Origin of the sequence: Streptomyces sp. V1I1 (assembly GCF_030817355.1) — a bacterium.
GTDB lineage: Bacteria > Actinomycetota > Actinomycetes > Streptomycetales > Streptomycetaceae > Streptomyces.
In genome coordinates this window covers 1,418,952-1,443,668 of the sequence record NZ_JAUSZH010000001.1, presented here as the reverse complement: position 1 = coordinate 1,443,668, position 24,717 = coordinate 1,418,952, and the positions used below count along the sequence as shown (strand labels likewise).

Below are 24,717 nucleotides of genomic sequence, written 5' to 3'. Positions count from 1 at the left end.
TATGAGTCATATCTCCACGCCACGCCGTACCCCGGCAGAGCCGCCCGCCGTCCGCGAACCCGCCCATGTCCCCCTCGCCCACGTAGTGCGCGGAGGCATCATCGAGGGAGTTCACCACGGCTCGGTCGTCGTGCTGGCGGCGGACGGCAGCGTGGAGTTCAGGGCGGGTGACATCGAGGCCTCGTTCTACCCGCGCTCGGCGCTCAAGCCGGTCCAGGCAGTCGGCCTGCTGCGCGCGGGACTGCCGCCGCTGGACGACGAGTGGCTGGCCCTCACCGCGGCCAGCCACTCCGGTGAGGAACGGCATCTGGCCACGGCCCGGCGCATGCTGCACACCGCCGGGCTGACCGAGGACGACCTGCGCAATGTCCCCGATCTGCCGTACGGCCCGGCGGTGCGCGAGGAGTGGATCCGCCGTGGCCTCGGCCCCACCCGGCTCGCTCAGAACTGCTCGGGCAAGCACGCCGCCATGCTGATTGCGGCCCGGGCCCGTGGCTGGTCGCTGGACAATTACCTCGACCCCGGACACCGGTTGCAGTGGGCCATCGCCGCGACCGTGGAGGACCTCACCGGGCAGGGCATCGCACGGGTGACGGTCGACGGATGCGGTGCGCCGCTGTTCTCCGTATCCCTGCACGGCCTCACCCGAGCCGTCGCCCGGCTGGCGACCGCCGCGCCCGACACTCACGAGGGCCGGGTCGCCCACGCCATGCGCGAGCACCCGGAGATGGCCTCCGGCAGCGGGCGGGACGTCGCCAGGCTGATGCAAGCGGTGCCGGGCCTGCTTGCCAAGGACGGGTTCGAGGGTGTGCAGGTCGCGGCGCTGCCTGATGGGCGGGCCGTCGGCGTGAAGATTGCCGACGGCGCCGACCGTGCCCGGATGCCGGTGACAGCGGCTGCCCTCGCGCTGTGCGGAGTCGACCCCCGGATTCTTGCCGGATTCGCGCAAACGCCGGTCATCGGGGGCGGGACGGCGGTCGGGAGCCTGCGGGCGGTGGGCGCGCTGGCCACCCTTTCCGCCCCGTCCGCTCCAGCGCCCTCTTCCGCCGCGTAACGCCCCTCATGTATTGCCCCTCACGTAACGCCCTCGCGTAACACCCCTCGCGTAAGCCGCCCTGCATCCGCGGGAACCACCCTCACCACCTCACGAAGGAACACCAGCACCATGACTCCCGTCGGCCACCGCCGCGAACACGACCTGCTCGGCGACCGCGACGTACCCGCTGATGCGTACTGGGGCGTCCACACCCTGCGTGCCTCGGAGAACTTCCCCATCAGCGGTACGGCGATATCCGCGTACCCGCATCTGATCAACGCGCTCGCCGCCGTCAAGGAAGCCGCAGCCCGCGCCAACGAAGAACTCGGGCTGCTCACACCCGGGAAGGCCGACGCCATCGCCGCCGCCTGCCGGGAGATCCGGGACGACGGCCGCCTGCACGACCAGTTCGTCGTCGACGTGATCCAGGGCGGCGCCGGCACCTCGACCAATATGAACGCCAACGAGGTGATCGCAAACCGGGCGTTGGAGATTCTGGGCCATGGCAAGGGCGACTACGGTCACCTGCATCCGAACGAGGACGTCAACCTCAGCCAGTCCACCAATGACGTCTACCCGACCGCCATCAAGGTCGCCACGATCATCGCCGTACGTCAACTGCTCGACGCGATGGGCGTCCTGCGTGAGGCCTTCGCAGCCAAGGCCGAGGAGTTCCGCGACGTACTCAAGATGGGGCGCACCCAGCTGCAGGACGCGGTGCCGATGACCCTGGGCCAGGAGTTCTCCACGTACGCGGTGATGCTGGAGGAGGACCACAGCCGGCTCGCCGAGGCCGTCATCCTGGTGCACGAGATCAACCTCGGCGCGACCGCCATCGGCACCGGCCTCAACGCCCCCACGGGCTACGCCGAAGCCGCCCGCCGCCACCTCGCCGCCATCACGGGTCTCCCTCTGGTCACCGCGGCCAACCTCGTCGAGGCCACCCAGGACTGCGGGGCTTTCGTCCATCTGTCCGGTGTGCTCAAGCGCATCGCGGTCAAGCTCTCCAAGAGCTGCAACGACCTGCGCCTGCTCTCCTCCGGCCCGCGTGCGGGCTTGGCGGAGATCAACCTGCCGCCGGTCCAGGCGGGTTCCAGCATCATGCCGGGCAAGGTCAACCCGGTGATCCCAGAGGTCGTCAACCAAGTAGCCTTCGAGGTGATCGGCAACGACGTCACCATCACCATGGCCGCCGAGGCGGGGCAGCTGCAGCTCAACGCCTTCGAACCGATCATCCTGCACTCACTGTCGGAGAGCATCACCCACCTGCGGGCCGCCTGCCTCACCCTCGCCGAACGCTGCGTATCCGGCATCACCGCCAACACCGAGACCCTGCGCGCGACCGTGGAGAACTCCATCGGGCTCGTCACCGCCCTCAACCCGCACATCGGCTACACCGCCGCGACCGGAATCGCCCAGGAAGCACTCGCCACGGGGCGCGGCGTCGCCGAACTGGTGCTGGAGCGCGGGCTGCTTCCCGCCGATCGGCTCGCTGCCCTGCTGCGCCCGGAGGAGGTCGCGGGCACGCGCTCTCCGGCAACCGGCAACGAGCCGGCGGCAACGGCCTCTCACAGCTGAGGGGCGACAAGCGAGGTCATTCGGCGGCCCTCCGGTCGACGTACTCGAAGACCGACCCGTCCGGGTGGACGGCGATCAGATTGCGGCCCACCGGGGTCGGCACCGGGCCCGCTACGACTCTGGCGCCGACCTCGGAGAGCGTGGCGTACGCCTCGTCCACGTCCTTCACCGCGATCGTCGCCGTCACCTTGCGCAGCACCTCCAGCTCCGACTCCGGGCCGCTCATCAGCAGGAAGCAGCCGACCGCGGCGACCGAGACCCCGCCGCGCTCGAAGCGCAGTGGTGTGGTGCCGGTGAGGCGTTCGTAGAAGGCCGCCGCGGCCTCCAGGTCGTCGACGCAGATGCGGAGCGTGGTTCCGAGGATCTCCATACGGGCGAGCGTAGTTGGCGGCAGCGGGAGGCGAAATCAGTTGCCCGATTGTGGGTGGCTCGGGCACCCGCGCAGTAGGGTGCCCGACCGTGACCGACCCAGACTTCCTCCGCAGCACCCGTGCGCCCTACGACGCCGTGGCCGCCGACTACGCCGAACGCTTCCGCGACGAACTGGCGGCCAAGCCACTGGACCGGGCGATGCTCGCCGGGTTCGCCGAAGTCGGCCATGACGCGTAGCGATCCCCACGCGGCACGCCGTTGACGCTGCGGTCATGCGCGGCAGAGCAATTCGCCGTGCGGAACCATGAACCAGGCGTCGGCCCGGCCGCCCCACTCCCGCCAGCCGTCGGCGATCGCCGCCAGCTGCCCGGCGGTGGTATGGCCGCCGTCGACCGCGAGCTTTGCGTACGCCGACGCGGTTGTACGGTCCGCCCACAGTCCGCTCCACCACGCGCGCTCGTCCGGCGCGGTGAAGCACCAGGCGGCGGCGGTGGCGGTGATGTCGGTGAAGCCTGCGGCGCGCGCCCAGGACAGCAGCCGGCGACCGGCGTCCGGCTCACCGCCGTTCGCCCGGGCAACCCGCTGGTAGAGCTCCTGCCACTCGTCCAGCGCCGGGACTTCGGGGAACCAGGTGAAGGCACCGTAGTCGCTGTCGCGCGCCGCGACGACGCCGCCGGGCCGGCAGACCCGCCGCATCTCACGCAGCGCTTGCACCGGGTCGCCGACGTGCTGCAGCACCTGGTGGGCGTGGACGACATCGAAGGAGTCGTCGGGGAAGTCCAGTGCGTGAACGTCGGCGACCGCGAAGTGGACATTGTCCAGGCCGCGTTCGGCGGCGGTCTCGCGCGCCTGGTGCAGTACGTCCTCGGCGGCGTCGACGCCCGTCACCTGCCCCGGCGCGACCAGCTCGGCCAGATCCGCGGTGATGGTGCCGGGCCCGCAGCCCACGTCCAACACGTCCAGTCCTGGGCGGAGTTCACCGATGAGGTACGCCGCGGAGTTGGCGGCGGTCCGCCAGCGGTGCGAACGCAGCACCGACTCGTGGTGCCCATGGGTGTAGACGGCGGTCTCCTTCGACATGGCCGGACTCCTTCTGCTGAAGCGGGTACGGCAACGGTACGCCGATGTTCCGCATCGCGAGACCTGCGTCTCGCAATATGGACGGCTCTGGTCGCGGCCGACGGCCCCTAGAAGGCTCATGAAGATCTTGCTCTGGCCGCCCACCTCGCCCCGTATTGCCGGTAAATGTCAATCGGCATGAACTGGTATAAGCCAGGCGTGGTTTCAAGATCTTCAGGACACTTCTAGTGCTGGATTCCTCAAAGGCAGTACACATATCGGCGTCGTAGTTGGCGGGTGGGCGGGGCTGGTCGGCCCCAGATCCATGGTCTGGCACGGGCGTTGAGCTGGGCGGTGGCCACGGCCGTGGCGTGGGTGATGTCGTCCGGGTTGGCGAAGGACCGGCCGGCCAGGGCTGTCTTGCGGAAGATCCGCCACCAGCCCTCCTGCAGGTTGAGCCAGCACGCGCCGACCGGGATGAACGCGTGCCGGATCCGCGGGTGATCCTCCAGCCAGGTCCGGGTGGACAGGCTGTTGTGGGAAGACAGGTTGTCGGTGACGATCCAGATCTCCCCGGTCGGGTTGGCGTCCTCGACCTGTTGCAGGAACTGCTGGTAGAAGGCGCTGTTGCGGGAGGATGCGGCCATGGTGATCTCCTGGCCGTCCCTCACGCGCAGGCCGCCGTATACCCAAGTCTTCTCCGGCCCGCGGCTGTAGTCGATCTCGTTCTTGATGCGGTGCCCGTCCGGCGACCAGCCCGGCGCGGGCGGGAAGGCGCGCGGGATCACCGGCCCAGCTCGTCGGCGCAGACGACCGTCGCACCGTCCGGCGGGTGGGTGTAGAGGCCGATGATCCGCGTCCTTTTGGGGCGAAGTCCGGGTCCTTCGAGCGGGTCCAGGAGCGGGTGCGGCGCCAGCGCACCCCTTCGGCCAGCAGGATCCGGCGGACCTGGGATCGGCCCACATCGATCCCCAGCCGCTGGGCGTCGGCGGCCAGGGAGTCCAACGTCCACTCCGACGCGCCGCCCTCGTCCGCGGCCCACAGGTCCCCGTATGGGTGCATCTCCAGCCTCCCGGGCGGCATCGTCTTCACCAGGGCGATGATCCTCGACCGCTCGGCCTCGGTGATCCGCCGCTTGCGGCCCTGCCCGCCGAGATCTTCCAGGCCCTCCAGACCGGCGCGGTTGAAGCGGTGCAGCCACCTGCGCACCGTCTTCTGACTGCAGCTCAGCTCATCCGCGATCACCGGCACCCGCTGCCCCGCCCAGCTCAGCTCGATCATCCGGGCCCGCATCACCACATCCCGGGGGCCTTGCGGGCTTGCGACAGTCGCACGGTTACAGGAGGTCGTGCAGACCTACCGGGCGAGCGGCGTGCAGGCGCACGCGCACCACGGCGGCGTTCTCGATGACGTGGTGGGGCGTGCGGTGCGGGAGCCGTTGTTCCTCTTCCTGGATCCATGCGGTTTGTGCCTGCCGCAGGACCGGCTCGTCGACGTGCTGGCCCGACGCCGACCCCAGAGGCGGCCGGCGACCGAGCCGTTGATGAACTTCAGCATGTGGAGGCCGGCTGACTGTTTATCGAGATCAGGGCGCGTCGAACAGCGCGCTCACTGATTCGCCGTTGTGGATGCGCCGAACCGCTTCAGCCAACGCCGGGGCGATCGACAGGACCCGCAATTTGTCGGTGCGGTGCTCGATCGGTATGGGCACGGTGTTGGTGCACACGATCTCCAGCACATCGGGCTGTTCTGACAATCGTTTGAGGGCTCCCGCCGAAAACAGTCCGTGCGTACAGGCAACGCGGATAGAACGCGCTCCCAACTCGCGTAGCCGGTCCAAGAGCTCAAGGACCGTACTGCCCTTGGCGATCTCGTCGTCCAACACGATGACATCCCGGTCGGCAATGTCCCCGATGACAGAGCTGATGCTCACCCGGTCATCGGCGAAGCGCTGCTTGGCCCCAGCAGCCACCTTCGTGCCCAACAGCCGGGCGAAGGCTGCCGCCTCCTTTGCGTTGCCCAGGTCCGGGGACACGACCGTCGTATTGGACAGGTCGTAGCGGCGGAAGTGCTGCGCAAGCTCCCTCAGCGCATGCAGGTGGTCCACCGGAACAGAGAAGAACCCGTGCACCTGCGGCGAGTGCAGCGTCAGTGCCAGAACACGACTTGCTCCCGAGGCGACCAGCAAGTCCGCCACCAGGCGTCCGCCGACAGAGATCCTTGGCGCGTCCTTCTTGTCGGACCGGGCATAGGCGTAATGCGGCATCACCACGGTGATACGGCTGGCGGAGGCCCCGCGAGCGGCGTCACACATAAGCAACAGCTCGACGAGGTTCTCCTGCACGGGAGTGACCAGCGGCTGGATCAGGAAGACATCCCGTTCGCGGCAGTTCGCCTGCAGTTGCACCTCGAGACAATCGTTCGCGAACCGGTTCACCCGCACCGGATTCAGAGGAACCCCTAGGTGGGCGCACACCTCGGCCGCCAGTTCGGGGTGGGCACTACCGCTGAACACGGCGATCTCTCGCACGACGCTCCTCGCTTGATCGACTCGGGTCATGCCACATGCTAATGGCCTCTCGACGTGGGCGGCCCCCAGATGGCGCAGCCGACGGCGAACCCTGTTCGTCGTGGGGATAGCCACCCGAAGGGCCCGCACACCTGACCTCGCCAAGCAAGCAGTGCTGTCCCTCGCCCGTCGCAGAGCCAGTGTTCTATGGGCGATGATCCGCGACGGAGCGTGCTACTAAGCTCGCCATGGCCATGCTCCTACTGCGACGCCTCGCAAGAACAGCCCGCTGACCGGCTTTTCAGACACCCTCTAGGCGGCCGCGCACCGCCTGCCAGAACTCGGCGGCCCCCAGCTCCACCGTGCCGTGGCTGACGTGGATGACTGATCCCAGGTCGAGTCCGGCGTGGACGCGGCGGGAGCCGTAGGTGCCACGGGAGGCGAGGTGAATGCCGGTAATGGCCTCGGTCGGCCAGGCGTCCCTGACCGACTGGGCCGAGGGCGGACGGTCCTTCCAGGTGTGGTAGCCCAACTCTGCGACGGGCAAGACGCGGGCGGCCAGCTGGACCGGCAGCCGCTCGGCGGTCATCACGGCGATGGCTGCGTACCGCCTGTGTCCGTCTTCAGGGTTCGCCCGCCAGGGCCGCGACCGCGATCTCACTCGGCCCGCTACCCTCGATGTGCTTGGTGCCGCTCCCGTCGCGCAATCCGCAGCCCGCCGGCACAGCGGTCAAGGCGCGGGCAGACGCGTAACGGGAAGCGGTGGTCAGGTGGCGTCTCATCAACTTCCCAACACATCAACCGGTGGTCCCAGTGTTGATGGTTGGCACAGTCGACGGAGGTGCCGGCGAGGTCGGGACGGGAGCCGGCAGGGTCGGTGCGTTGGGCGACGAAGGCGGGGCACCACCGGGGGCGCCGCCCCCCTCACCGCCCGGCGTACTCGTGCCCGGGGATGGCGCCGGAGCGGGCTGGTTGCCGGCGGGTCGCCCCGGTTCCAGAGTGTTGTCCGCCCTGCGTGGCGGTGGTGCGTGTTCCGGTTGCCGTGCGTGGCGGCGGGGCGCACTCGGTGCGGTGTCAGAATCCGAGCCCGGTGTGTCGGGCACCGCGACAGGGCCGCCGGAATATACGCGCATCCAGGCCAGTACCAGGTTGAGATAGGACTCTGAGTGGTTGTACGCGAGCACGGCCCGCCGCAGCCCCTCGGGTGTGGCCACATCATCGCCGGCCGCGCACAGGTACCCGCCTGCGGCCAGCGAAGCGTCGAAGACGTTGTTCGGATCGGCCCTCCTGTCGGCATTGCCGTCGGCGGCCCAGCTGCGCCAGGTGGACGGGATGAACTGCATGGATCCGACCGCGCGGTCCCAGACGGTGTCGTCGTCGTAGACCCCGTGATCCGTGTCGGCGATCGCCGCCACACCGGGACTGCCGTCCAACCGCGGTCCCAGAATCGGCGTCCGAGTGGTGCCCTGCGCGTCGACATCACCGCCCCGCGCATGCCCGGACTCCACCTTCCCGATCGCCGCCAGCAACGGCAGCTGGAGGTGGCAACCCGGCTCCGATGCCCTGGTGTTGTCCACCGCCCGCTGATAGGCCTGCAGCACCGTCGCCGGAATCCCCTGGACAACAGGCCGCGCCTGCCCCCGGCCTCTCCCGTTCCGCACGGCAGGGCTGTCGGTCACACTCGGCAGATCCGGCAGTGACACGAAATCGGGGTAAGCGGGATAGAGAGGGGTGCTTCCGCCGTCAGCACCCGGGTCCGTGACGACTCTCTCCTCAGCAGCGGCCGGAGCGAGAGCTGCCGAGGAAGGTACGACATGCTGCACCACCAGTATCGTCGACAGCGCTCTGGCCAACTTCTTCCAACGCGTCGTGCGGACATGGCGCTCCGGCCGTGTCGCGTGGGGATCGGACAGCGACATCACAGGGCGTCCGAGGCGGTCGTCATGACCGGATTGCTGCTTTCCTGGTTCCTGCATGGTCAACCTCACAATGTCTCAAGGCACTCGGTCGGCTATCGGCACATCAGGCGGTCGCCCCTGCGGGGCAACCCACTTTTCCTTTGTTCGTTCTCATCACGAACCAGCACCCGCGCCGCCGGCATGACCTGTCGTCAACGGCGTGCGGCCGCATAGTCGTTTGGTGATTTCGGCCGCCTGGCGCGGCAGCCCCGCGATCCGTTTCGCGTATGCCATGGCCTCGGCCAACGGATCGGCCACCACATGGTTGGCGAGCCCCATCGCGACGGCGCGCTCGGCCGGGATGCGTGCGCCGGTGAGTGCGTACTCCTTGGCGAGGAGCAGGCTGGTGTGCAGGGCGAGGTGAGCGGGCCGCCGTCGGCCGCGACCCGCCCGACCTGCACGTGTGGGTCGGCGAGGTAGGCCGTCTCGGTGGTGACCCGCGCCAATTGCACGCGGGGCTTCCCTCTTGATGGTGTACCGGTTTCCGGTACTCGTCCCGGCCGGCCCCGTGGCCGGTGTTCTCTGGCCCGGTCGAGCCGGTCGGGTCACCGCTCGCGCAGCGACCGTAACGCGGCTCGGCGTCGACGCGGCCGGGGAGAGTGGGCACCCTCTTCTTGCCAGGGGCCGGCCCGGCGGCTCCGCCGCCGGGTGCCTTCATACCGGCTACTCATCAGTGGTCAGCGGCAGATCCGGTACCTCCGGCTCGGATGGCTGATCCGACGGAGCGGGCTCGTCCGGCTCATGCCGCTCAGGTGGTCCGTCTGGGCTCGGGGCCGGGCTCTCCTGTCGCGGTGGTTCCTTGCCCTGCCGTGGAGGCTGTCGTGGTGGTTCCTTGTCCCGCCGTGAGAGCTCATCGCTGGGGCGCGGTTCCGGCGGCGCAGTGTGCGTCGGTTGCATGGCCGGCGAGGTCTCGACCGCCGCCGCCTCGCCCGCGTAGACGCGCATCCACGCCAGCACTAGGTCCAGGTACCGCTCGGAGTGGTTGTACGCGAGCACGGCTCGGCGCAGGCCGCCGTCCCGGCTCACGTCTCCTCCCGCGGCGCACAGGTAGTGGGCCGCCGCGAGCGTGGAGTCGCCCACGTTGTGCGGGTCGGCGGTGCCGTCGCCGTTGCCATCGGTTCCCCAACGGTGCCACGTCGAGGGAATGAACTGCATAGGACCGACTGCGTGGTCCCATACGGTGTCACGGTCGTAGACCCCGTTGTCCGTATCGCGGATCGCCGCCACACCGGGGCCGCCGTCCAGTCGGGGGCCGAGGATGGGGGTGATGGTCCTGCCGTCCGCATTGACCCGGCCACCGCGGGCGTGACCCGATTCCACGCGGCCGATCGCCGCCAGCAGCGGCCATCTGAGCCCACAACCAGGTTGCCGCTCGTTCAGCACGGCCACCGCATTCCGGTAGGCGGCCAGCACCCGCGCGGGGATCGCGACGGCCCCTACCGGCTGCATCCGATCCGTACGATCACGCTCGTCGGCGTGCGTCGCCGACGGAGCCGGTGAGGGCTCCAGCAACAGGGCGCCCACCGGTGGCGGCTCAGGGTACAGCGGTCTTCCGCCGTCAACCGCTCCCGCGAAGACCTGGCTGGCTTCGGCCGGCTGCGCGACCTGGTACACCGCCACACCGGTCGCCGCGGTGGTCGCGGCGACCGCCCCCGGCCACCGCGGGGGTGACCTTAATCCTCAACCACGGCCACTTGGTCAGAAGCACGTCAGCGTCTCTCCTCACGAGGCTCTCGTGTTGCGCACTTGTGGCAGGGCCCGCCTCAACCCTGCCGGGCGGGTATCGCAACGCGCGGCGGCGCGCAGACCCGGCAGGGCGCGAGGTTGCGATCGATCGCCTCCTCGATGCCGATCAGCTCGGCCTCGTCCCGCGCCTCCGACAGCTGGCAATCGACGCGGTGGTAGGACGCGGCGCCGGCCACCACGTAGCCGCTGAAGCCCGGACCCTGCGCGCCGGGACCGCCGAGCCCTTGTTTCTCTACGGCGACGGCCAGACGGTCGATCGCCGCCTCCAAACGCACCCGGTCCACCCGGTGGTTCTGCACGATGAGCATCGCGGCGCCCACCACCACGACCGCCAGGCCGATGACGCCGCCGGAGATCAGGTAGGGGAACTGCGCCGGAAGTGAGTTGTAGCTCGCCGCGCCGTTCCAGCCGAGGCACATCAGGACGAAACCGATCAGGCACAGCAGCACACCGAGCTGCCCGCCCAGCCGACCGAAATTGATCTGCATTATGTATTACTCCTATGCACCTGATCCGAGGTACGCCTCGCGCAGGTTGACGGTCCGCAACTCGTCTCCCACGCCGGTGTACACCAACGTTCCCTTTTCCATGATCAGCGCGCGGTCCGCGAACGGCAGCGCGCCTGCGTTCTGTTCCACCATCAGCACCGTGGTGCCGTCGGCCTTGATCCGCGAGGTGACCTCCCAAACCGTGCGCGCCACGGTGGGCGACAGGCCGAGCGAGGCTTCGTCGATCAGTAGCAGTTTGGGGCGGGACATCATCGCGCGCGCCACCGCCAGCATCTGCTGCTCGCCGCCGGACAGCGTGCCGGCGATCTGGTTCTCCCGCTCGGCCAGGCGCGGGAAGTAGTCCAGCACGAGGTCCATCTGCCGGTTGAGCGTCTTGGAGTCGCGGCGGCGGGACCACGCGCCGAGCTTGAGGTTCTGACTCACCGTCAGCCGAGGGAACAGCCGCCGGCCCTCCGGGCTGAGCGAGATGCCGCCGGCCACCCGCTGTGACGGCGAGCCCTTGCGCAGCTCCTTGCCGTCGAAGGTGATGGAGCCGGACTGCGGCTGCAGCATCCCCGCGACTGTGGTGACCGTGGTGGTCTTGCCCGCGCCGTTGAGGCCGAGCAGCACGCAGCACTCGCCCTGCTCGACGTCGAAGCTGACGCCGTGCAGCACCGGGTACTGGTCGTAGCCGACCACAAGGTCGCGCACTTCGAGCAGCGCCATCAGACGTACTCCTCCCTCGCCCGCTCGGTGGCCGGCGCGTCGGCCGCGGCGACCGTGGGTGCCTCAGGTTCCTCCGGGTCCTCGCCCAGGTAGGCGCGCACGACCTCGGGATGCCGCCGCACCTCGTCCGGTTTGCCTTCCGTCAGCACCTGGCCGAAATTGAGGCAGTAGACGTAGTCGGACACCCTGGTGACGAGCGGCACATGGTGGTCGATCATCACGATCGTCACGCCGAACTTCTCGCGCAGTTCGAGCAGCGTGTCGCCGAGCTGGTGGGCTTCCTCCGGGCCCATGCCCGAACCCGGCTCGTCCAGAAGCAGCAGGTCGGGGTCGGTGGCCAGCACCGCGGCGATCTCTACCTTCTTGAGCACGCCGTAGGGCAGGTCGGCCACTCGGGCCTGCGCGACTCCCTCGAGGTTCATCAGCTCGAGGATCTGGTGCGCCCGGTCGGCGAGCCTGCGCTCCTCGGCGAAAGTGGCCGGTCCACCGAGGATGCCGGCGAACGGGTCGTAGTCGGTCTCCAGGTGCTGGGCGGTCACCAGGTTCTCCAGCACGGTGGTGTTCTTCACCAGGCCGACGTTCTGGAACGTGCGGCCGATCCCGAGCTTGGTGCGCTCGTGCACCGGCTTGCCGGTGATGTTCGTGCCCCGGTAGCGGACGCTGCCGCTGGTGGGGCTGTAGAACCCGGTGATGCAGTTGAACAGCGTCGTCTTGCCGGCCCCATTCGGGCCGATGATGCCGACGATCTCCCACTCCCCAACCTTCAGGTCAATGTGCTGCAGCGCCTTCACGCCGCCGAAGTTGATACTGACGTTGTCGACCTCAAGCACGGACATCGGTGACCTCCACGTCCCGCACCTTCCCGGTGTGGATGTTGAATTTCCGGCCGAGCATCCATTCCTTGATCGGCGCGATCTGCTGTCCGATACCGCCCGGGTGGGTGGTCAGCGTCAGGATCAGCAGGATGGGGCCGAGGACATGTGGCACGAAGCTCAGCGGCAACCCGATGCCGTCCTCAATCAGCCAGTCCACGCCGACGGTGTCGAACAGCCAGGTCTTGAACAGCCAGCCGCCCTCCATGAGTGCGAAGAACGCCGAGCCGATCACCACTCCCGCACGGTTCCGCAAGCCGCCCACGACGGTCATCAAGATGAACGACAGCGCCAGCTCAAAGCCGAAGTTCTGCGGGACGATCAGGTCCTTGCCGTGCGCGAACAGCGCTCCGGCCACGGCCGCGAACACTCCCGAGGTGACGAACGCGAGCAACGTGTAGGCCTTGACGTTGATCCCATAGGAGGACGCCACCCTCGGGTTCTCCCGCAGGGCCTGCAGTGCCCGTCCGCCCTTCGTTCTGGTCAAACGCCAATCCAGCCACAGCACCACGACCACGAACCCGAGGCACAGGTAGTAGTAGGCCGAGGGGCTCTGGAACCCCATCGGCCGCGTGACCGCCTTGCCGGCGTCACCGCCCGTGAAGCTGATGATCCCGAAGATGCTCTCCTCGGTGAACACGCCATAGGCGAAGGTGACCAGCGCGAAGTACAACCCGGTGAGCCGCAGCGAAATCGCACCGAGCACCGCTGCCTGCACGCCACCCACGATCGCCGCGATCGGCACCGCCAGCCAGAAGTCGATCCCTAGGTCGACCTCCATGTAGGCCGCCATGAACGCCCCGATTCCCACGAACGCCTGGTGGCCGAGCGAGATGGTGCCGGTGTATCCGATCAGGATGTTGAGCGAGAGCCCGGTGATCACGAACACTGCAGCGGTGATCAGATGTCCGATGTCCTCGCCATCGAGGGCGAAGGGCGACAGGAAGTTGCCGGGAACCGCGAACACGAACCACGCCAGGGCCGCCCACGCCAAGCCGCGGGCGAACCACCCGGCGATGGTCGGCCGGAACCGTGACTCGGGCTTCCCCACCACGCTGGGCAGAACGAGCGTGCTCTCGGCGGACGCCTCCTTGCCGGGCGATGCCTGTACCGCACTCATGCGCCGACCACCTTTCGCGCGAACAGGCCCTCTGGGCGAAGCAGCAGGACTACCAGCAGGAACACGAAAAGGATCGCCGCCTTCGGCCCGGGCAGGCCGGCCAGCGCGCTGAGCGCCCCCAACTGCTCCACGAAGCCCACCAGAAGGCCGCCGGCCAGCGCCCCGGGCATGCTGCGCATCCCGGCGAGCACCGCGGCCATGAGGCCGGGCAGCAGCGCCGCACCGCCGCCGAAGGTGAGGAACGCCGCGGTGAAGGTGTCGTTGGGACCCGACAGGATCCCCGCCAGCCCACCAAGGGCCGCGGCGATTCCCCATGTCATCATCGACACCCGGCGCACGCTGATGCCCACCAGTTCGGCGGCGGTGGCCTCCTGCTGCGCGGCCTGGATCGCCAGCCCGGACGGCGACCGGAAGAACGCCGCCAGCGCCAGCGCCACCGCGATCAGTACCAGCACTGTGATCACCTTCTGGCTGGTGATGGCGACTCCCAGAACCGTGGCGATCGAGCCCTCGACGATCGGCGGCATCTCCCGGATCGGCTGCTCGTTGGTGAGCCAGAACTGGATGCCGATCGCGGTCGTCGCGACACCGGCGGTACCTACCAGCAGCGTCACCTTCGAGCTGTGCTGCAACGGACGGATCACCACTCGCTCCGTCACCAGCCCCATGACGACGGCCACGGATATGCCGAACAGCAGGCCCAGCGCGTAGTCCCAGTGCCACATTTCCACGGCCACGAAGGCTGCGAACAAGCCGGTGGTGCCGAACTCCGTCTGCGCGAAGTTGAACACACCGGTCGCGCGGTACACCAGCACGATGCCCAGCGCTACCAACGCGTACACACTGCCCCGGAACAACCCGTTGACCAGGGCGACGACCAGCTCCTGGCTCACTGCTTGTACCTCCCGGGCCGGGTCTTGTACTGCCGCGAACCACAGTCGGCTTCCAGCAGGTACATCGCGCTGCCGCCGAACTTCTTGTTCGGTGCGAACTTGGCCGACGGGAACACCCCGGAGTCGAAGGTCTTGCCACTGTTGAGCGTCGCCATGAACGTGCGGTGGCTCAGGTTCTTGCCGGCCGCCTGGAGCATCTGACCGACCAGCTTCTCGAGGCCCCAGGCATTGATTGCGATATCGTCCGGATCAGCTCCACCGTTCTTCGCCTTATACGCTTTCCGGAACTCGGGGTCGATCGCGTCTATCCTGTCCAGTTGCGGGAATGACGAGAAGAACCGGGCGCCGTTGATCTGCGGACATCCACCCGTGGCGACCAGGTTCAGCCCGCTCGTGTTCCCGGGACCGTAGAACTTCACGCTGCACGTCAGCGCCTTGGACACATTCACCAGGCCGCCAGGGCTCGCGTTCCACACGACCGCCTTCGCACCGCTGTTGCAAATCTTCGCCGCGATCGACGCCGCTTCGGACTGGATCTTCTTCGGAGCGCGGTCGTTCAGCACGAGTTTGGTTCCGAACGCCTGCTTCAGTGAATTGCCCTGTATCTTCGCGTAGTTGTCCAGATTATCGTTCTCCGCGACGATCAGCCCGACTTTCTGCCCGGAGAAGGCCGCCCTCATCTCACGTGTGATCATCGGCGCCTGCTGCTCGTAGGTGAGGTAGGCCGCGAAGTAAGTCCGCAGCGCGTTCAGTGAACCGAGACGCGGATTGGACTCATGCACACCGCCCGAGATGTAGGGCCACTGCCGGGAGTTCGCGTAGCGCGCGCAGGCGTCGATCTGGTCGGCACCGGCGGAACCGATGACCAGGAAGTACTTCTGTTCGATGAAGCTCTTGCACTTCGATACCGCAGTCGACGGGTCGAAGTTGTCGTTCTCGAGCTTGACCTGGAGCTTCCGCCCGTTGATCCCGCCCTTCTTGTTGATGTAGTCGGCGTACACGCCCACCGCGCGCTCGATCGAGTTCTGGGGGACCGCCGCCGCGCCTGTCACCGGTGCGTGCACGCCGATCTTGATCGGCTCGCCCGGCTTCAGCGGCGTGGCATCGCCGATACCCGGCGGCACCGGCCCGCTGGTGCCGCCACCGCTGCCGCCCCTGTCACCGGTACCCCCAGTGCCCGTCCCGGTCCCGGTACCGGGACCGGCGGCGTCTGTGCCAGCGCCCGCACCCACGCCCTGCGCGCCGGTGTCCAGGGCGCCTGGGTCAACCGGCTGACCGTCCGTACCAACCCCTCCGAGCGCACCTGCAGCGGTGCCCTGTCCACTCGGTCCATTCGGCCCGGCGTAAAGCCCGCTCACGCCCGGCTTCTGCCCGCAGCCCGAGACCACCGCAAACGCCAGCGCCACCGCTGCGATACCGATCTGCCTCGACCGTCGCCGGATCACTGCGCCTCCTTGAAAAACGTCTTGATCACCCGGAGTTGGTCGAGCGCGCGGCCCACACCGTGGCGCGCACCGGACAGCACCGGCTCACCGTTCGGGCCGAGCGCGAACATCACCGCATAGGCGAGCCCGAGCCCGACCGGGATCAGGAAGAGAACTCCGCCGGGGATGTCCTCCAGCATTGAGCCCACGTGCGTCACCGGGGTGGCCGCAGCCGGCGACCGCAGCCCGCTACTGCGGGCCACGTCCTGGGCTTCCGTGGCGGCCGGTGCCGTGGCGTCATCTGGCATGGTTCCTGCATCCGCCGGTACTTCCCCGGAGAAGTCCGTACCGGCACCTGTGTCGACCGCGCCCGAATCGCCCGTCGTCCCGCTGTCCGCCGGTATGGCAGCCGGCGGTTGAGGTGTCGCTCCCCCGGTCGCCACCAGCTTCATGCCGATGCCCTTGTCCGACGGCCCGTCCCAGGTCACCTGGAAACTCATCGGCGCCTCGACCTGCTCCACGAGGGCGATCGAGGTGGGTAGCTGACTGTCCTGTGCTAGCCAGAGCCGTGCGATCGACGTGAGGTCGAAGTGCCAGATCCCGTCCTTGTCGCGTTTGCCGGCAGCAGCGGCGCTTTCACAGTCGTAAGCTGGCCGCGACGACCACTTTCCACCCTCGGCCTTGGCCCAGAACGCATCCGTGACAGGGCACGCCACGACCTTGACGTCCTCGCCGTCGGAGTTCACGTTCGAGTCGGGGGCGGACGATTCCCTCAGCACCACATCGAACGAGGTCACATCCGCGCCCGGGCCGTACTTCAGCGCGAACTCGATGGCCGCGACCATCTCCTCGGCACCATTGACCGCCGCCACGGTCATCGCACCGGCCGGCACATTCGGCGGCGTCGGCTCAGGCCGAGCGACGAGGCCCGATTTGTCGATCTCGTTCTCGTCGTTGCTCCTCCACCACCAACCCGCCTGATAAACCTTTCCTCCGATGGAGGGGCCCGGCTCAACGGCGGGTGCCGCGCTGACCGGTGCGGCCGCACTGAGGAGTACGGCGCACGATGCGGCGAACCCGGCGCCGAGACTGCTGGGATTAGACATCTGTCTCCTTGGCTAGTCCAACTACACTGTTGAACTGAATTGCTTGGAGGCTGGCAAATTATGTAGCGGACCTAGTCGCGTCAACGAACAGTCAAGAGCCCGATTTCGGTCTCCCACGACTTGAGGTAGCACGCTGGCCCGCGGGCATCGAGGAACACCGGGTCACTGAGGCGACCCAGAAGTCTGCCCTCACTGGCGACATCCAGAGCGCATCCGCATCGTGGTCGCGCCGGGCCAGTCGGCGTCTTGCAGGCGACGTGCACCCGGAACTGACATACGCACTGGTCGACAAGGCCGTCGGCTGTTCCAGCATGAGTGGGCGCGCTGCGTACGGCGCCCACCATGGCGTCAGTTACACGCCTGCGACATCTTTTCGTAAAGTGCCGGGTCGTGGGCACAGATGATCGCCAGGTCGGGTTCTGCGCGCCGGTAGAGCTCGGCGATGCGGGCGTTGTTGTCGCGGACCTTGTTCAGGTCGAATGCGACAAGAGTTTCCATGGCGCGCAGGGCGGCGGGTACGGAAGGTGGCGGTATTCACGGCGAACGATCCGCCGGCCAGCAGCACCGTGCCGAGATGCCCGCGCAGGATGGTCCGCAGCATGGAGCTCTGCTCGCTCTTCTCCTTCTCGGTCAGGGCCCGTTCGGCGGCTCGGAACTCGGGAGTCTCCTCGACCCTGGTGTGGATGTAGCAGGCAAGGCCCAGCACGAAGAAACCGACGATGAACGGCACGCGCCAGCCCCAGGCGGCGAAGGCGGTTTCACTGGTGAACGCGCCGGCCAGTAGGAAGACCGAGTTGGCGGTCACGACGCCGATGGGAACGCCGAGCTGGACGACACTGCCGTAGACCCCGCGCTTCCCCTCGGGGGCGTACTCGGTGGCGAGCAGCATCGCGCCGCCCCACTGGGCACCGACGGCTATGCCCTGCATGACGCGCAACACGACGAGCAGCAAGGGGGCGGCGATGCCGATCGTGGCGTACGTGGGGAGCAGCCCGATGCCCGTCGTGGCGACGCCCATCAAGGCCAGCGCGAGCACCAGCATCGGTTTGCGTCCGCGCTTGTCACCGAGATGGCCGGCGATGACGCCGCCGAGGGGGTGGGCCAGGAAGCCGACGGCGAACGTGGCGAAGGAGGCCAGCGCCCCCGCGGTGGGGCTGCCAGCGGGGAAGTAGAGCTCGCCGAGGACGAGCGCCGCTGCCATGCCGAAGACGAAGTAGTCGTACCACTCGACGGCCGAGGCGAGAGCGGCGGCCGTGGCCACCTTGCGCCGTCTCCTTGCGTCGTCGGCCGCGGCCTTGCTGGGGAGGGGGTGAGCGGATACTGCGGAAGGCGCAGTGTCCATGGGTGCACACTCCGGTGGGCGGGGGGAAGGGAGGGGGATGTGGGGGGGGAGCGGGGGGGGGGGGGCGGCATCGCGACTGCAGGGAACGTACTGACCGGACGGTATGTACGTCAACGGGTTGTGCAGGAGTTCTTTCGCCTGTGCGGTATGGGTGGTTCGGGCCAGGACAGCACTGTGGGCCCGGCGTCATGGGACGCCGGGCCGGAGCCGAAGACGACCGCAGGAGGGCACCGCTCGGAGTGCCTGGGCTGAGCGGGCTGGGCGCGTGGACTCAGACGCCATCCGCTCAGAAGCACTAGTGCTGGATTCCTCAAAGGCAGTACACGTATCGGCGTCGTAGTTGGCGGGTGGGCGGGGCTGGTCGGCCCCAGATCCACGGTCTGGCACGGGCGTTGAGCTGGGCGGTGGCCACGGCCGTGGCTTGGGTGATCTCGTCCGGGCCGGCGAAGGACTGGCCGGCCAGGGCGGCTTTGCGGAAGATCCGCCACCAGCCTTCCTGCAGGTTGAGCCAGCAGGCGCCGACGGGGATGAAGACGTGCCGGATGCGGGGGTGGTCCTCCAACCATGTCCGGGTGGACAGGCTGTTGTGGGAGGACAGGTTGTCGGTGATCACGTAGATGTCACCGATGGGGTTGGCGTCCTCCACTTTCTGCAGGAACTGCTGGTAGAAGACGCTGTTCCGTGACGGTGCGGTCATGGTGACCTGCTGCCCGTCGCGGACGCGCAGGGCTCCGTAGACCCAGGTCTTCTCCGGCCCGCGGCTGTAGTCGAGTTCGGCTTTGATGCGGTGTCCGTCCGGCGACCAGCCCGGCGCCGGCGGGACGTCCGGGGGATCACCTGCCCGAGCTCGTCGGCACAGAGGACCGTCGCGTCGTCGGGCGGGCAGGTGTAGAGCTCGATGATCCGCGTCCTTTTCCCGCGAAGTCCGGGTCCTTCGACCTGGTCCACGACCTCGTGCGACGCCACCGCACCCCCTCGGCCAGCAGAATCCGCCGGACCTGGGACCGACTGACCTCGATCCCCATCCCGCGAGCGACAGCCGCGAGGGCATCGAGCGTCCACTCCGGCGCACCGGACTGATCTGCCGCTGCCAGGTCACCACCCGGCTGCACTGTCAAACGTCCCGGAGGCGGCGTCCTGACCAACGCGATAATCCTCGACCGCTCGATTTCGGTGATCCTGCGCTTGCGGCCCTGACCGCCCAGATCCTCCAGGCCTTCCACCCCTGACCTGTTGAACCGGTGCAGCCAGCACCGCACCGTCTTGGGGCTGCAGCCCAACTCCGCGGCGATCCCCGGCACCCGCAGCCCGGACCAGCTCAACTCGATCATCTGTGCCCGCATCACCAGGTCCCGCGGCGCCTTCCGAGCCCGCGCCAGCTTGCAGACCATCGCCTGCTCGTCCTCATCACGGCTCTGCCGTGCCCGTAACACCACCGTCCAGCACCCGCCCCCGAGTACCCGAACCACCCCGCCACCAGGACATATACCCAACCAAAGCGGAATCCAGCACTAGGCCCGGGCCCGGGTGCCAACCGGGAGAGCCGCCTGCCATCTCACCTCGCCGTCCTGTACCCGGTCGGTCGGTGTCAGCCCGGCCGCGGCGGCGACGGCCGCCGAGGCGAGATGGTCCGGGTGCACATGGGCGACCGCCGTGTGGACCGACCGCCCGGCGAGCCAGCCGACGAGCGCCCGCGCCGCCTCGGTGGCGATGCCCCGCCCCTGCCAGGGCGTGCCGACAAGCCAGGCGATCTCGGCGCTGCGGCCGCGTCCTGACGGGCCGACCGTCGCCTGGACCGTGCCCGTGAGACGGGACTCAGCCTCCAGCCTGATGACCCAGTTGCACCAGGACACGGCGGGATCGGGCGCGCCCGCGAGCATGCCGGCGTACCGCGAGCGCAGCGCATCGGCGGTCTCCGGCCCGCCGCCGATGAAGGTGTGCAGGGCCGGGTCGACGAGGACCTTCGCCATCTCGTCCGCGTGCGCGACGGCGAGCGGCAGCAGAACGAGCCGTTCGGTGCGGATGGGCTCGGCCCTGACGGTTCGCAACAGGGGCCGCTGGTAACGCAGTTTGATCAGCGGGCGGCCGCCGGTCGTGTCCACTTCGACCGCGCCGTCCGCACGCCAGCCCGCGGCCTCGTAGAACCGCCGGGCGCGGTCATTGGCCTCCAGCACCCACAGCTGTGCGCGCGTGCAGCCCGCCTTGGTGAGCTGGTCCACGACGGCCGCCAGCAGACGCCTGCCGACCCCCGTGCCCCAGAGCTCCGGCAGGGCGTAGAGCGTGCCGATCTCCGCTGTGCCTTCGGCGCGGGCCGGTGCGTAGCCGGCGAAGGCGACGATCCCCTGGTCGGTCTCGGCGACCAGCACCCCCGCGTCCGACCTGCGGGGCTCGGTGAGCCGGCCCGTCCAGACCAGGGCCTCCCGCGCGGGGGCGAGCGCGTCGAGATGCTCCTGCGGTACGAGACCGGTGAACGCCGCCTGCCAGGACCGTACGTGGACCGCGGCGATGCCTGCTGCGTCGTGAGTCTGTGCGCGGCGTATCTGCATGCGCTCATGGTGCGCGAAGCAGCCTGAGCCCGTCGATCGGGTTTTCCGCGGAAGCCCGCAGCGACCTGCGAGCGCTCGGAGCGGGGCTTGCGGGCGCTCAGAGCAGGGCTTGCGGGCGGTAGACCGTGAGCGCCTCGGCCTCCTTGTCCACCACCAACTCCGGCGGGGCCACCGTGACTTCACCGTCGTAGGCCAGCAAAGTGCCCGGCGCGAGCCCGGAGATCCGCAGCTGCCGCAGCTTCTGCGCCGCATGCACCGGCGAGCGGCTCAGCGGACCGGCGAGCGCGGCGGCCAGCAGCCGCAGCCCCGGCCAGCGGCCGCCGTGCACCACCCGGACATCGAGCAGGCCGTCCGCCAGATCCAGCCGGTGGCCGGGCGTCGGACCCACCCGTTGGTAGATGGAGTTCCCGGCGAACAGCAGCCACATGGGGCGTCGCCGACCCTGGACCTCGGCCTCCAGCGGATGCTCGCCGCGCAGCACAATCGCCGCCGCGAGCACCCCGGCGGGCCAGCCGCCGATCCGCGGCGACCAGCGCTCGCGGATGCGGACCAGCTCCGGATAGACGCCCAGGCTGAAGGTGTTCAGGAAGTGGCCCGCCCGCGTTCCGTCCGGGCCCGGCGTGAAGCGCCCCAGATCGACGCGGACGGCCTCGCCGCCCTCGACGGCCCGGCAGGTGTCGTGGACCGACTCGATGCCCAGGTCGTACGCGAAGTGGTTGAACGTGCCGCCGGGGAAGACGGCCAGCGGAATCCCCTGCGCGGCCGCGACGGTCGCCGCCTTGTTGATCGTGCCGTCTCCGCCCAGGATGCCCAGCGCCCGGCAGCGGCCCGCCGCCTTCTCCAGCTCCGCCGACAGCTCGTCGGGCGCGCACTCCACGACCTCGGCGAGCGGCATCGTCTCGCGCACGAGAGCCGCCGAACCCGCCGAGCCCGCATGCCGGTTGACCACGATCACCAGCCCTTCCCCGCCGGGCAGCGCGGACGCGTCGGTCAACGGCCGGCCCGGGGTGGGCAGCTGCGACCTGGTCGGCACAGCGCCCCGTACCGCGAAGGCCGCACCCACGCCCAGCGCCGCGCCCACCAGCACATCGCTCGGGTAGTGCACGCCCGTGTAGACGCGCGAGAGGGCGACGGCGGCGGCCACGGGCGCGACGACCGCGCCCCAGCCTTTCGACTCCAGCGCGACGCCGGTCGCGAAGGCCGCCGCCGACGCGGCGTGCCCGGACGGGAACGACGTCGTGAACGGCTGCCGCTTCAGCCGCCGTATCACCGGCACCGCGTCGAGCACCGGCCGCGCCCTGAGCACCGAACGCTTGCCGACGGTGTTGATGGTGGCGGAGGCGAGGGCGAGGGACGCCACACCCCGTACGGCGGCGCGGCGCGAGCGTGTCCCGCGTCCCAGCGCCACCATGCCGGCTGCCGCGCCGAACCACAGCAGGCCGTGGTTGGCGCTGCGGCTCAGCCGGGGCAGCACCGGCTCGGCGCCGGGCCAGTGCCGGGAGGCGACGGCGTGCAGGAGTTGCCGGTCCCAGCCGCTGAGCAGCGCCGCAACGTGCGCCCGGACCTGCGGATTTGTGTGTGCGTAGGTGTCGGACATGCATCGCGGGTACCCCGTGGACGCGGCCGCCACGCGGGACGGGTGCCGGCAGCCACCGCGGCGCCGAGGTCCGAGATGGCTTGATCACGCCGCCGTAGCCCTTGACAGCGCCTCCTGATGACCCGCAGGATCGCCCCGTAAACCTGTCAGACAGCCAGACAGGTGGGGCCGGGCGCGCCAGTCGGCGTTTCCCCTCCGAGCAGCGCGACCACGGTCGGCAGCCTGAGAGCTCTCGGGGCACTGGCCCCTGGCCCCCCGTCGTACCGCCGGCCTCTGGACGTAGGCACAGACCCTCGGGTGCAGGACCCGCCCGCAGCACCGCACGCGCAGCACTCGCAGCACTCGCACTACACCCGATCAAGGAGGACTGCACCGATGACTCCCGGCCACCGCACCGAACACGACTTGCTCGGGGACCGCGAGGTGCCCGCCGACGCCTACTGGGGCATCCGGACCCTGCGCGCGTGCGAGAACTTCCCCACCACCGGAACGCCGATTTCCGCTTACCCTCACCTCGTTGACGCGCTTGCAGCGGTGAAGGAGGCCGCAGCCCGCGCCAACGAAGAACTCGGCCTGCTCGCCACGGAGAAGGCACAGGCCATCGTCGCCGCCTGCCGAGAGATCCGGAACGGGCACCTGCACGGCCAGTTCGTCGTCGACGTGGTCCAGGGCAGAGCCGGGACCTCGACGAACATGAACGCCAACGAGGTGATCGCGAACCGGGCGCTGGAGATCCTCGGTCTCGCCAAGGGCGAGTACGGGAGCCTGCACCCGAACGAGGACGTCAACCTCAGTCACTCCACCAACGACGCCTACCCGACCGCGATCAAGGTCGCCACCATCAACGCCGTGAGTGAGCTGCTGGCCGCGATGTCGGTCATGCGCGAGGCTTTCACCGCCAAGGCCGAGGAGTTCCGCGACGTACTCAAGACTGTGCGCACCCAGCCGGAGGACGCCGTGCCGATGACCCTCGGCCAGGAATTCTCGCTGTACGCGGTCATGCTGGAGGAGAACCAGGGTGGGCTCGCCGAGGCCGTCAGCCCGGTGCACGAGATCAACCTGGGGATCACCGCCATCGGCACGGGGCTCAACCTTCCCGCCGGATACGCCGAGGCCGCCTGCCGCCACTTGGCCGACATCACCCGCCTGCCCGTGGTGACCGCCGGCAACCCGGTGGAAGCCACCCAGGGCTACGGTGCCTTCGTCCATCTGTCCGGCGTGCTCAAGCGCTTCGCCGTCAGGCTTTCCATGAGCTGCAACGACCTGCGCCTGCTCTCCTCCGGCCCCCGCGCAGAGCTGAACGAGATCAACCTCCCAGCCGCTCAGACCGGTTCCGGCACCATGCCGGTCGAGGTCACCGCGGTCATCCCGGAAGTCGTCAAGCAGGTCGCCTTCGAAGTGATCGGCAACGATGCCACCGTCACCATGGCCGCGGAGGCCGGACAGCTCCAGCGCAACGTCTTCGAACCGGTCATCTTCCATTCGCTCTCGGAGAGCATCACCCACCTGCGGACCGCGTGCCTCGTACTCGCCGAGCGCTGTGCGGCGGGAATCACAGCCGCCACCGGTGCCATGCGCGCTGCGGTCGTGCACTCCATCGGCCTAGTCACCGCGTTGAACCCGTACCTCGGCCACACCGCCGCCACCGGCATCGCCCCGTAGGCGATGCAAACCCAGACGATACGGCGCATCCATCCGGACCCGCCGGTCCGCGCACACCTGCCGACCTTCCTCTCGGTTGATGAGGCGTCGAGTTCGACGTTGGCCCGGAGGCTGGGGCATGCAGGTCTCGCCCTCGACGCCGCTGTTCGTTGGGGAAGCGAGTCGGCCTGCGCCTCCATGCTGGAACGAAGACCGGCGATGATCCTGCTCGATGTGCCCACGGCGGAGGCTGACGGGCTGGCAAGGCTCGTCCGGGCCGCGTCTTTGATCGCTCCCGTCGCCGTCCTGCGGCACGAAGGGCGGGATGCCGTCGCCGCTTTCACCGCCGGGGCGTTCGATGTCCTCGACCGGCAGAAACCGGCCGCTGAGCTGGCCTGGCGCATCCATGCCGACTTGAGGCGCTGCCCGCCAATGCCGGTGCCGCGTGCGTCCGCAGGGGGCACCGCCAGCCAGCGCCTCCTGTTCAACGTGATCACCAGAGCGCAGGCTCCCGTCTGCTGCCACCATCTGAGACTGCTCCTGGGAGCACCCTGCCTTCCCATGACGCTTCGGGCACTCAAGGCGCGGATCCAACGGCTGCTGCCCGTCTTCGCCGACCACGGACTGGCACTGATCGTGGATCAGCAGTGGGGGCTGGCGACCTACCGCACCCGGGCGGTGATCTGACGCCCGCCCGCCCGTCC

Annotated in this window: 24 protein-coding genes and 3 pseudogenes; 5 read left to right on the top strand and 22 right to left on the bottom strand. The window is 68.9% G+C overall.

Going from position 1 to position 24,717, the window contains the following annotated elements; translation table 11 throughout:
• Window position 1: 1 nt before the first annotated feature.
• Window positions 2-1,054: an asparaginase gene (locus tag QFZ67_RS07085; RefSeq protein ID WP_307660236.1), complete on the top strand. Its 1,053-nt coding sequence runs from the start codon at window positions 2-4 to the stop codon at window positions 1,052-1,054.
• 111 nt (window positions 1,055-1,165) lie between these two features.
• Complete coding sequence (gene aspA / locus QFZ67_RS07080) at window positions 1,166-2,614, top strand: aspartate ammonia-lyase (protein WP_307660235.1); 1,449 nt, start codon at window positions 1,166-1,168, stop codon at window positions 2,612-2,614.
• A gap of 16 nt (window positions 2,615-2,630) precedes the next feature.
• On the opposite strand, the gene QFZ67_RS07075 is transcribed toward aspA, so the two are convergent.
• Window positions 2,631-2,984: a VOC family protein gene (locus QFZ67_RS07075; protein WP_307660234.1), complete on the bottom strand. Its 354-nt coding sequence runs from the start codon at window positions 2,982-2,984 to the stop codon at window positions 2,631-2,633.
• Between the two features lie 89 nt (window positions 2,985-3,073).
• Here QFZ67_RS07075 and QFZ67_RS07070 point away from each other — a divergent pair, with 89 nt between their 5' ends.
• A complete protein-coding gene (locus QFZ67_RS07070; RefSeq protein ID WP_373429960.1) occupies window positions 3,074-3,223 on the top strand; it encodes a hypothetical protein in 150 nt (49 codons plus the stop codon).
• Between the two features lie 33 nt (window positions 3,224-3,256).
• Here the strand turns inward: QFZ67_RS07070 and QFZ67_RS07065 are convergent, their stop codons facing one another.
• From QFZ67_RS07065 to QFZ67_RS06965, 21 genes and pseudogenes are all read right to left on the bottom strand, one after another.
• The gene (locus QFZ67_RS07065) at window positions 3,257-4,066 is read right to left on the bottom strand and encodes a class I SAM-dependent methyltransferase (RefSeq protein WP_307660233.1); all 810 of its coding nucleotides are present in this window, start codon (window positions 4,064-4,066) and stop codon (window positions 3,257-3,259) included.
• Between the two features lie 239 nt (window positions 4,067-4,305).
• Window positions 4,306-4,833: a transposase gene (locus QFZ67_RS07060; protein WP_307660232.1), complete on the bottom strand. Its 528-nt coding sequence runs from the start codon at window positions 4,831-4,833 to the stop codon at window positions 4,306-4,308.
• Between the two features lie 205 nt (window positions 4,834-5,038).
• Window positions 5,039-5,326, bottom strand: a pseudogene (locus tag QFZ67_RS07055) (transposase); the annotation flags it as partial.
• 304 nt (window positions 5,327-5,630) lie between these two features.
• Window positions 5,631-6,575 (bottom strand): ribose-phosphate pyrophosphokinase, encoded by a 945-nt coding sequence (locus QFZ67_RS07050; protein WP_307660231.1) that lies wholly within the window; start codon window positions 6,573-6,575, stop codon window positions 5,631-5,633.
• A gap of 280 nt (window positions 6,576-6,855) precedes the next feature.
• Entirely contained in the window at window positions 6,856-7,143 is a 288-nt protein-coding gene (locus tag QFZ67_RS07045; RefSeq protein WP_307660230.1) for an IS3 family transposase, read from the bottom strand.
• Window positions 7,144-7,351: 208 nt separating this feature from the next.
• Window positions 7,352-8,155: a lytic transglycosylase domain-containing protein gene (locus QFZ67_RS07040; RefSeq protein WP_307660229.1), complete on the bottom strand. Its 804-nt coding sequence runs from the start codon at window positions 8,153-8,155 to the stop codon at window positions 7,352-7,354.
• Between the two features lie 471 nt (window positions 8,156-8,626).
• Window positions 8,627-8,791, bottom strand: a complete 165-nt coding sequence (locus QFZ67_RS07035; RefSeq protein ID WP_307660228.1) for a hypothetical protein — start codon at window positions 8,789-8,791, stop codon at window positions 8,627-8,629.
• Between the two features lie 384 nt (window positions 8,792-9,175).
• Complete coding sequence (locus QFZ67_RS07030) at window positions 9,176-10,132, bottom strand: lytic transglycosylase domain-containing protein (RefSeq protein WP_307660227.1); 957 nt, start codon at window positions 10,130-10,132, stop codon at window positions 9,176-9,178.
• Between the two features lie 143 nt (window positions 10,133-10,275).
• The gene (locus QFZ67_RS07025; protein ID WP_307660226.1) at window positions 10,276-10,746 is read right to left on the bottom strand and encodes a hypothetical protein; all 471 of its coding nucleotides are present in this window, start codon (window positions 10,744-10,746) and stop codon (window positions 10,276-10,278) included.
• A gap of 12 nt (window positions 10,747-10,758) precedes the next feature.
• Window positions 10,759-11,475 (bottom strand): ABC transporter ATP-binding protein, encoded by a 717-nt coding sequence (locus tag QFZ67_RS07020; RefSeq protein ID WP_307665755.1) that lies wholly within the window; start codon window positions 11,473-11,475, stop codon window positions 10,759-10,761.
• Window positions 11,472-12,308: an ABC transporter ATP-binding protein gene (locus tag QFZ67_RS07015; RefSeq protein ID WP_307660225.1), complete on the bottom strand. Its 837-nt coding sequence runs from the start codon at window positions 12,306-12,308 to the stop codon at window positions 11,472-11,474. Before QFZ67_RS07015 ends, QFZ67_RS07020 begins: the two co-directional genes overlap by 4 nt.
• Window positions 12,295-13,398: a branched-chain amino acid ABC transporter permease gene (locus QFZ67_RS07010; RefSeq protein WP_307660224.1), complete on the bottom strand. Its 1,104-nt coding sequence runs from the start codon at window positions 13,396-13,398 to the stop codon at window positions 12,295-12,297. Before QFZ67_RS07010 ends, QFZ67_RS07015 begins: the two co-directional genes overlap by 14 nt.
• Window positions 13,399-13,460: 62 nt before the next feature.
• On the bottom strand, window positions 13,461-14,357 hold the full coding sequence (locus QFZ67_RS07005) for a branched-chain amino acid ABC transporter permease (protein ID WP_307660223.1): 897 nt from the start codon (window positions 14,355-14,357) through the stop codon (window positions 13,461-13,463).
• Window positions 14,354-15,802: an ABC transporter substrate-binding protein gene (locus QFZ67_RS07000; RefSeq protein ID WP_307660222.1), complete on the bottom strand. Its 1,449-nt coding sequence runs from the start codon at window positions 15,800-15,802 to the stop codon at window positions 14,354-14,356. Before QFZ67_RS07000 ends, QFZ67_RS07005 begins: the two co-directional genes overlap by 4 nt.
• Window positions 15,799-16,659 (bottom strand): hypothetical protein, encoded by an 861-nt coding sequence (locus tag QFZ67_RS06995; protein ID WP_307660221.1) that lies wholly within the window; start codon window positions 16,657-16,659, stop codon window positions 15,799-15,801. Before QFZ67_RS06995 ends, QFZ67_RS07000 begins: the two co-directional genes overlap by 4 nt.
• Window positions 16,660-17,407: 748 nt before the next feature.
• A pseudogene (locus QFZ67_RS06990) lies at window positions 17,408-18,229 on the bottom strand (MFS transporter); the annotation flags it as partial.
• A 310-nt stretch (window positions 18,230-18,539) separates the two neighbouring features.
• Window positions 18,540-19,013: a transposase gene (locus tag QFZ67_RS06985; RefSeq protein ID WP_307665754.1), complete on the bottom strand. Its 474-nt coding sequence runs from the start codon at window positions 19,011-19,013 to the stop codon at window positions 18,540-18,542.
• Window positions 19,014-19,062: 49 nt separating this feature from the next.
• The gene (locus QFZ67_RS06980; protein WP_307665753.1) at window positions 19,063-19,572 is read right to left on the bottom strand and encodes a helix-turn-helix domain-containing protein; all 510 of its coding nucleotides are present in this window, start codon (window positions 19,570-19,572) and stop codon (window positions 19,063-19,065) included.
• A gap of 168 nt (window positions 19,573-19,740) precedes the next feature.
• Complete coding sequence (locus QFZ67_RS06975) at window positions 19,741-20,277, bottom strand: GNAT family N-acetyltransferase (protein WP_307665752.1); 537 nt, start codon at window positions 20,275-20,277, stop codon at window positions 19,741-19,743.
• A 69-nt stretch (window positions 20,278-20,346) separates the two neighbouring features.
• Window positions 20,347-20,775: pseudogene (locus tag QFZ67_RS06970) on the bottom strand (N-acetyltransferase family protein); the annotation flags it as partial.
• A 97-nt stretch (window positions 20,776-20,872) separates the two neighbouring features.
• The gene (locus tag QFZ67_RS06965; RefSeq protein WP_307660220.1) at window positions 20,873-22,372 is read right to left on the bottom strand and encodes a bifunctional phosphatase PAP2/diacylglycerol kinase family protein; all 1,500 of its coding nucleotides are present in this window, start codon (window positions 22,370-22,372) and stop codon (window positions 20,873-20,875) included.
• 375 nt (window positions 22,373-22,747) lie between these two features.
• Between QFZ67_RS06965 and QFZ67_RS06960 the strand changes: the two genes are divergently transcribed.
• Together QFZ67_RS06960 and QFZ67_RS06955 are read left to right on the top strand one after the other, a co-directional pair.
• Window positions 22,748-24,034: an aspartate ammonia-lyase gene (locus QFZ67_RS06960; protein ID WP_307660219.1), complete on the top strand. Its 1,287-nt coding sequence runs from the start codon at window positions 22,748-22,750 to the stop codon at window positions 24,032-24,034.
• A 177-nt stretch (window positions 24,035-24,211) separates the two neighbouring features.
• Window positions 24,212-24,700 carry a hypothetical protein gene (locus tag QFZ67_RS06955; RefSeq protein ID WP_307660218.1) on the top strand — a complete coding sequence of 163 codons (489 nt, stop codon included), beginning with the start codon at window positions 24,212-24,214 and terminating at the stop codon, window positions 24,698-24,700.
• The last annotated feature ends 17 nt before the right edge of the window (window positions 24,701-24,717 follow it).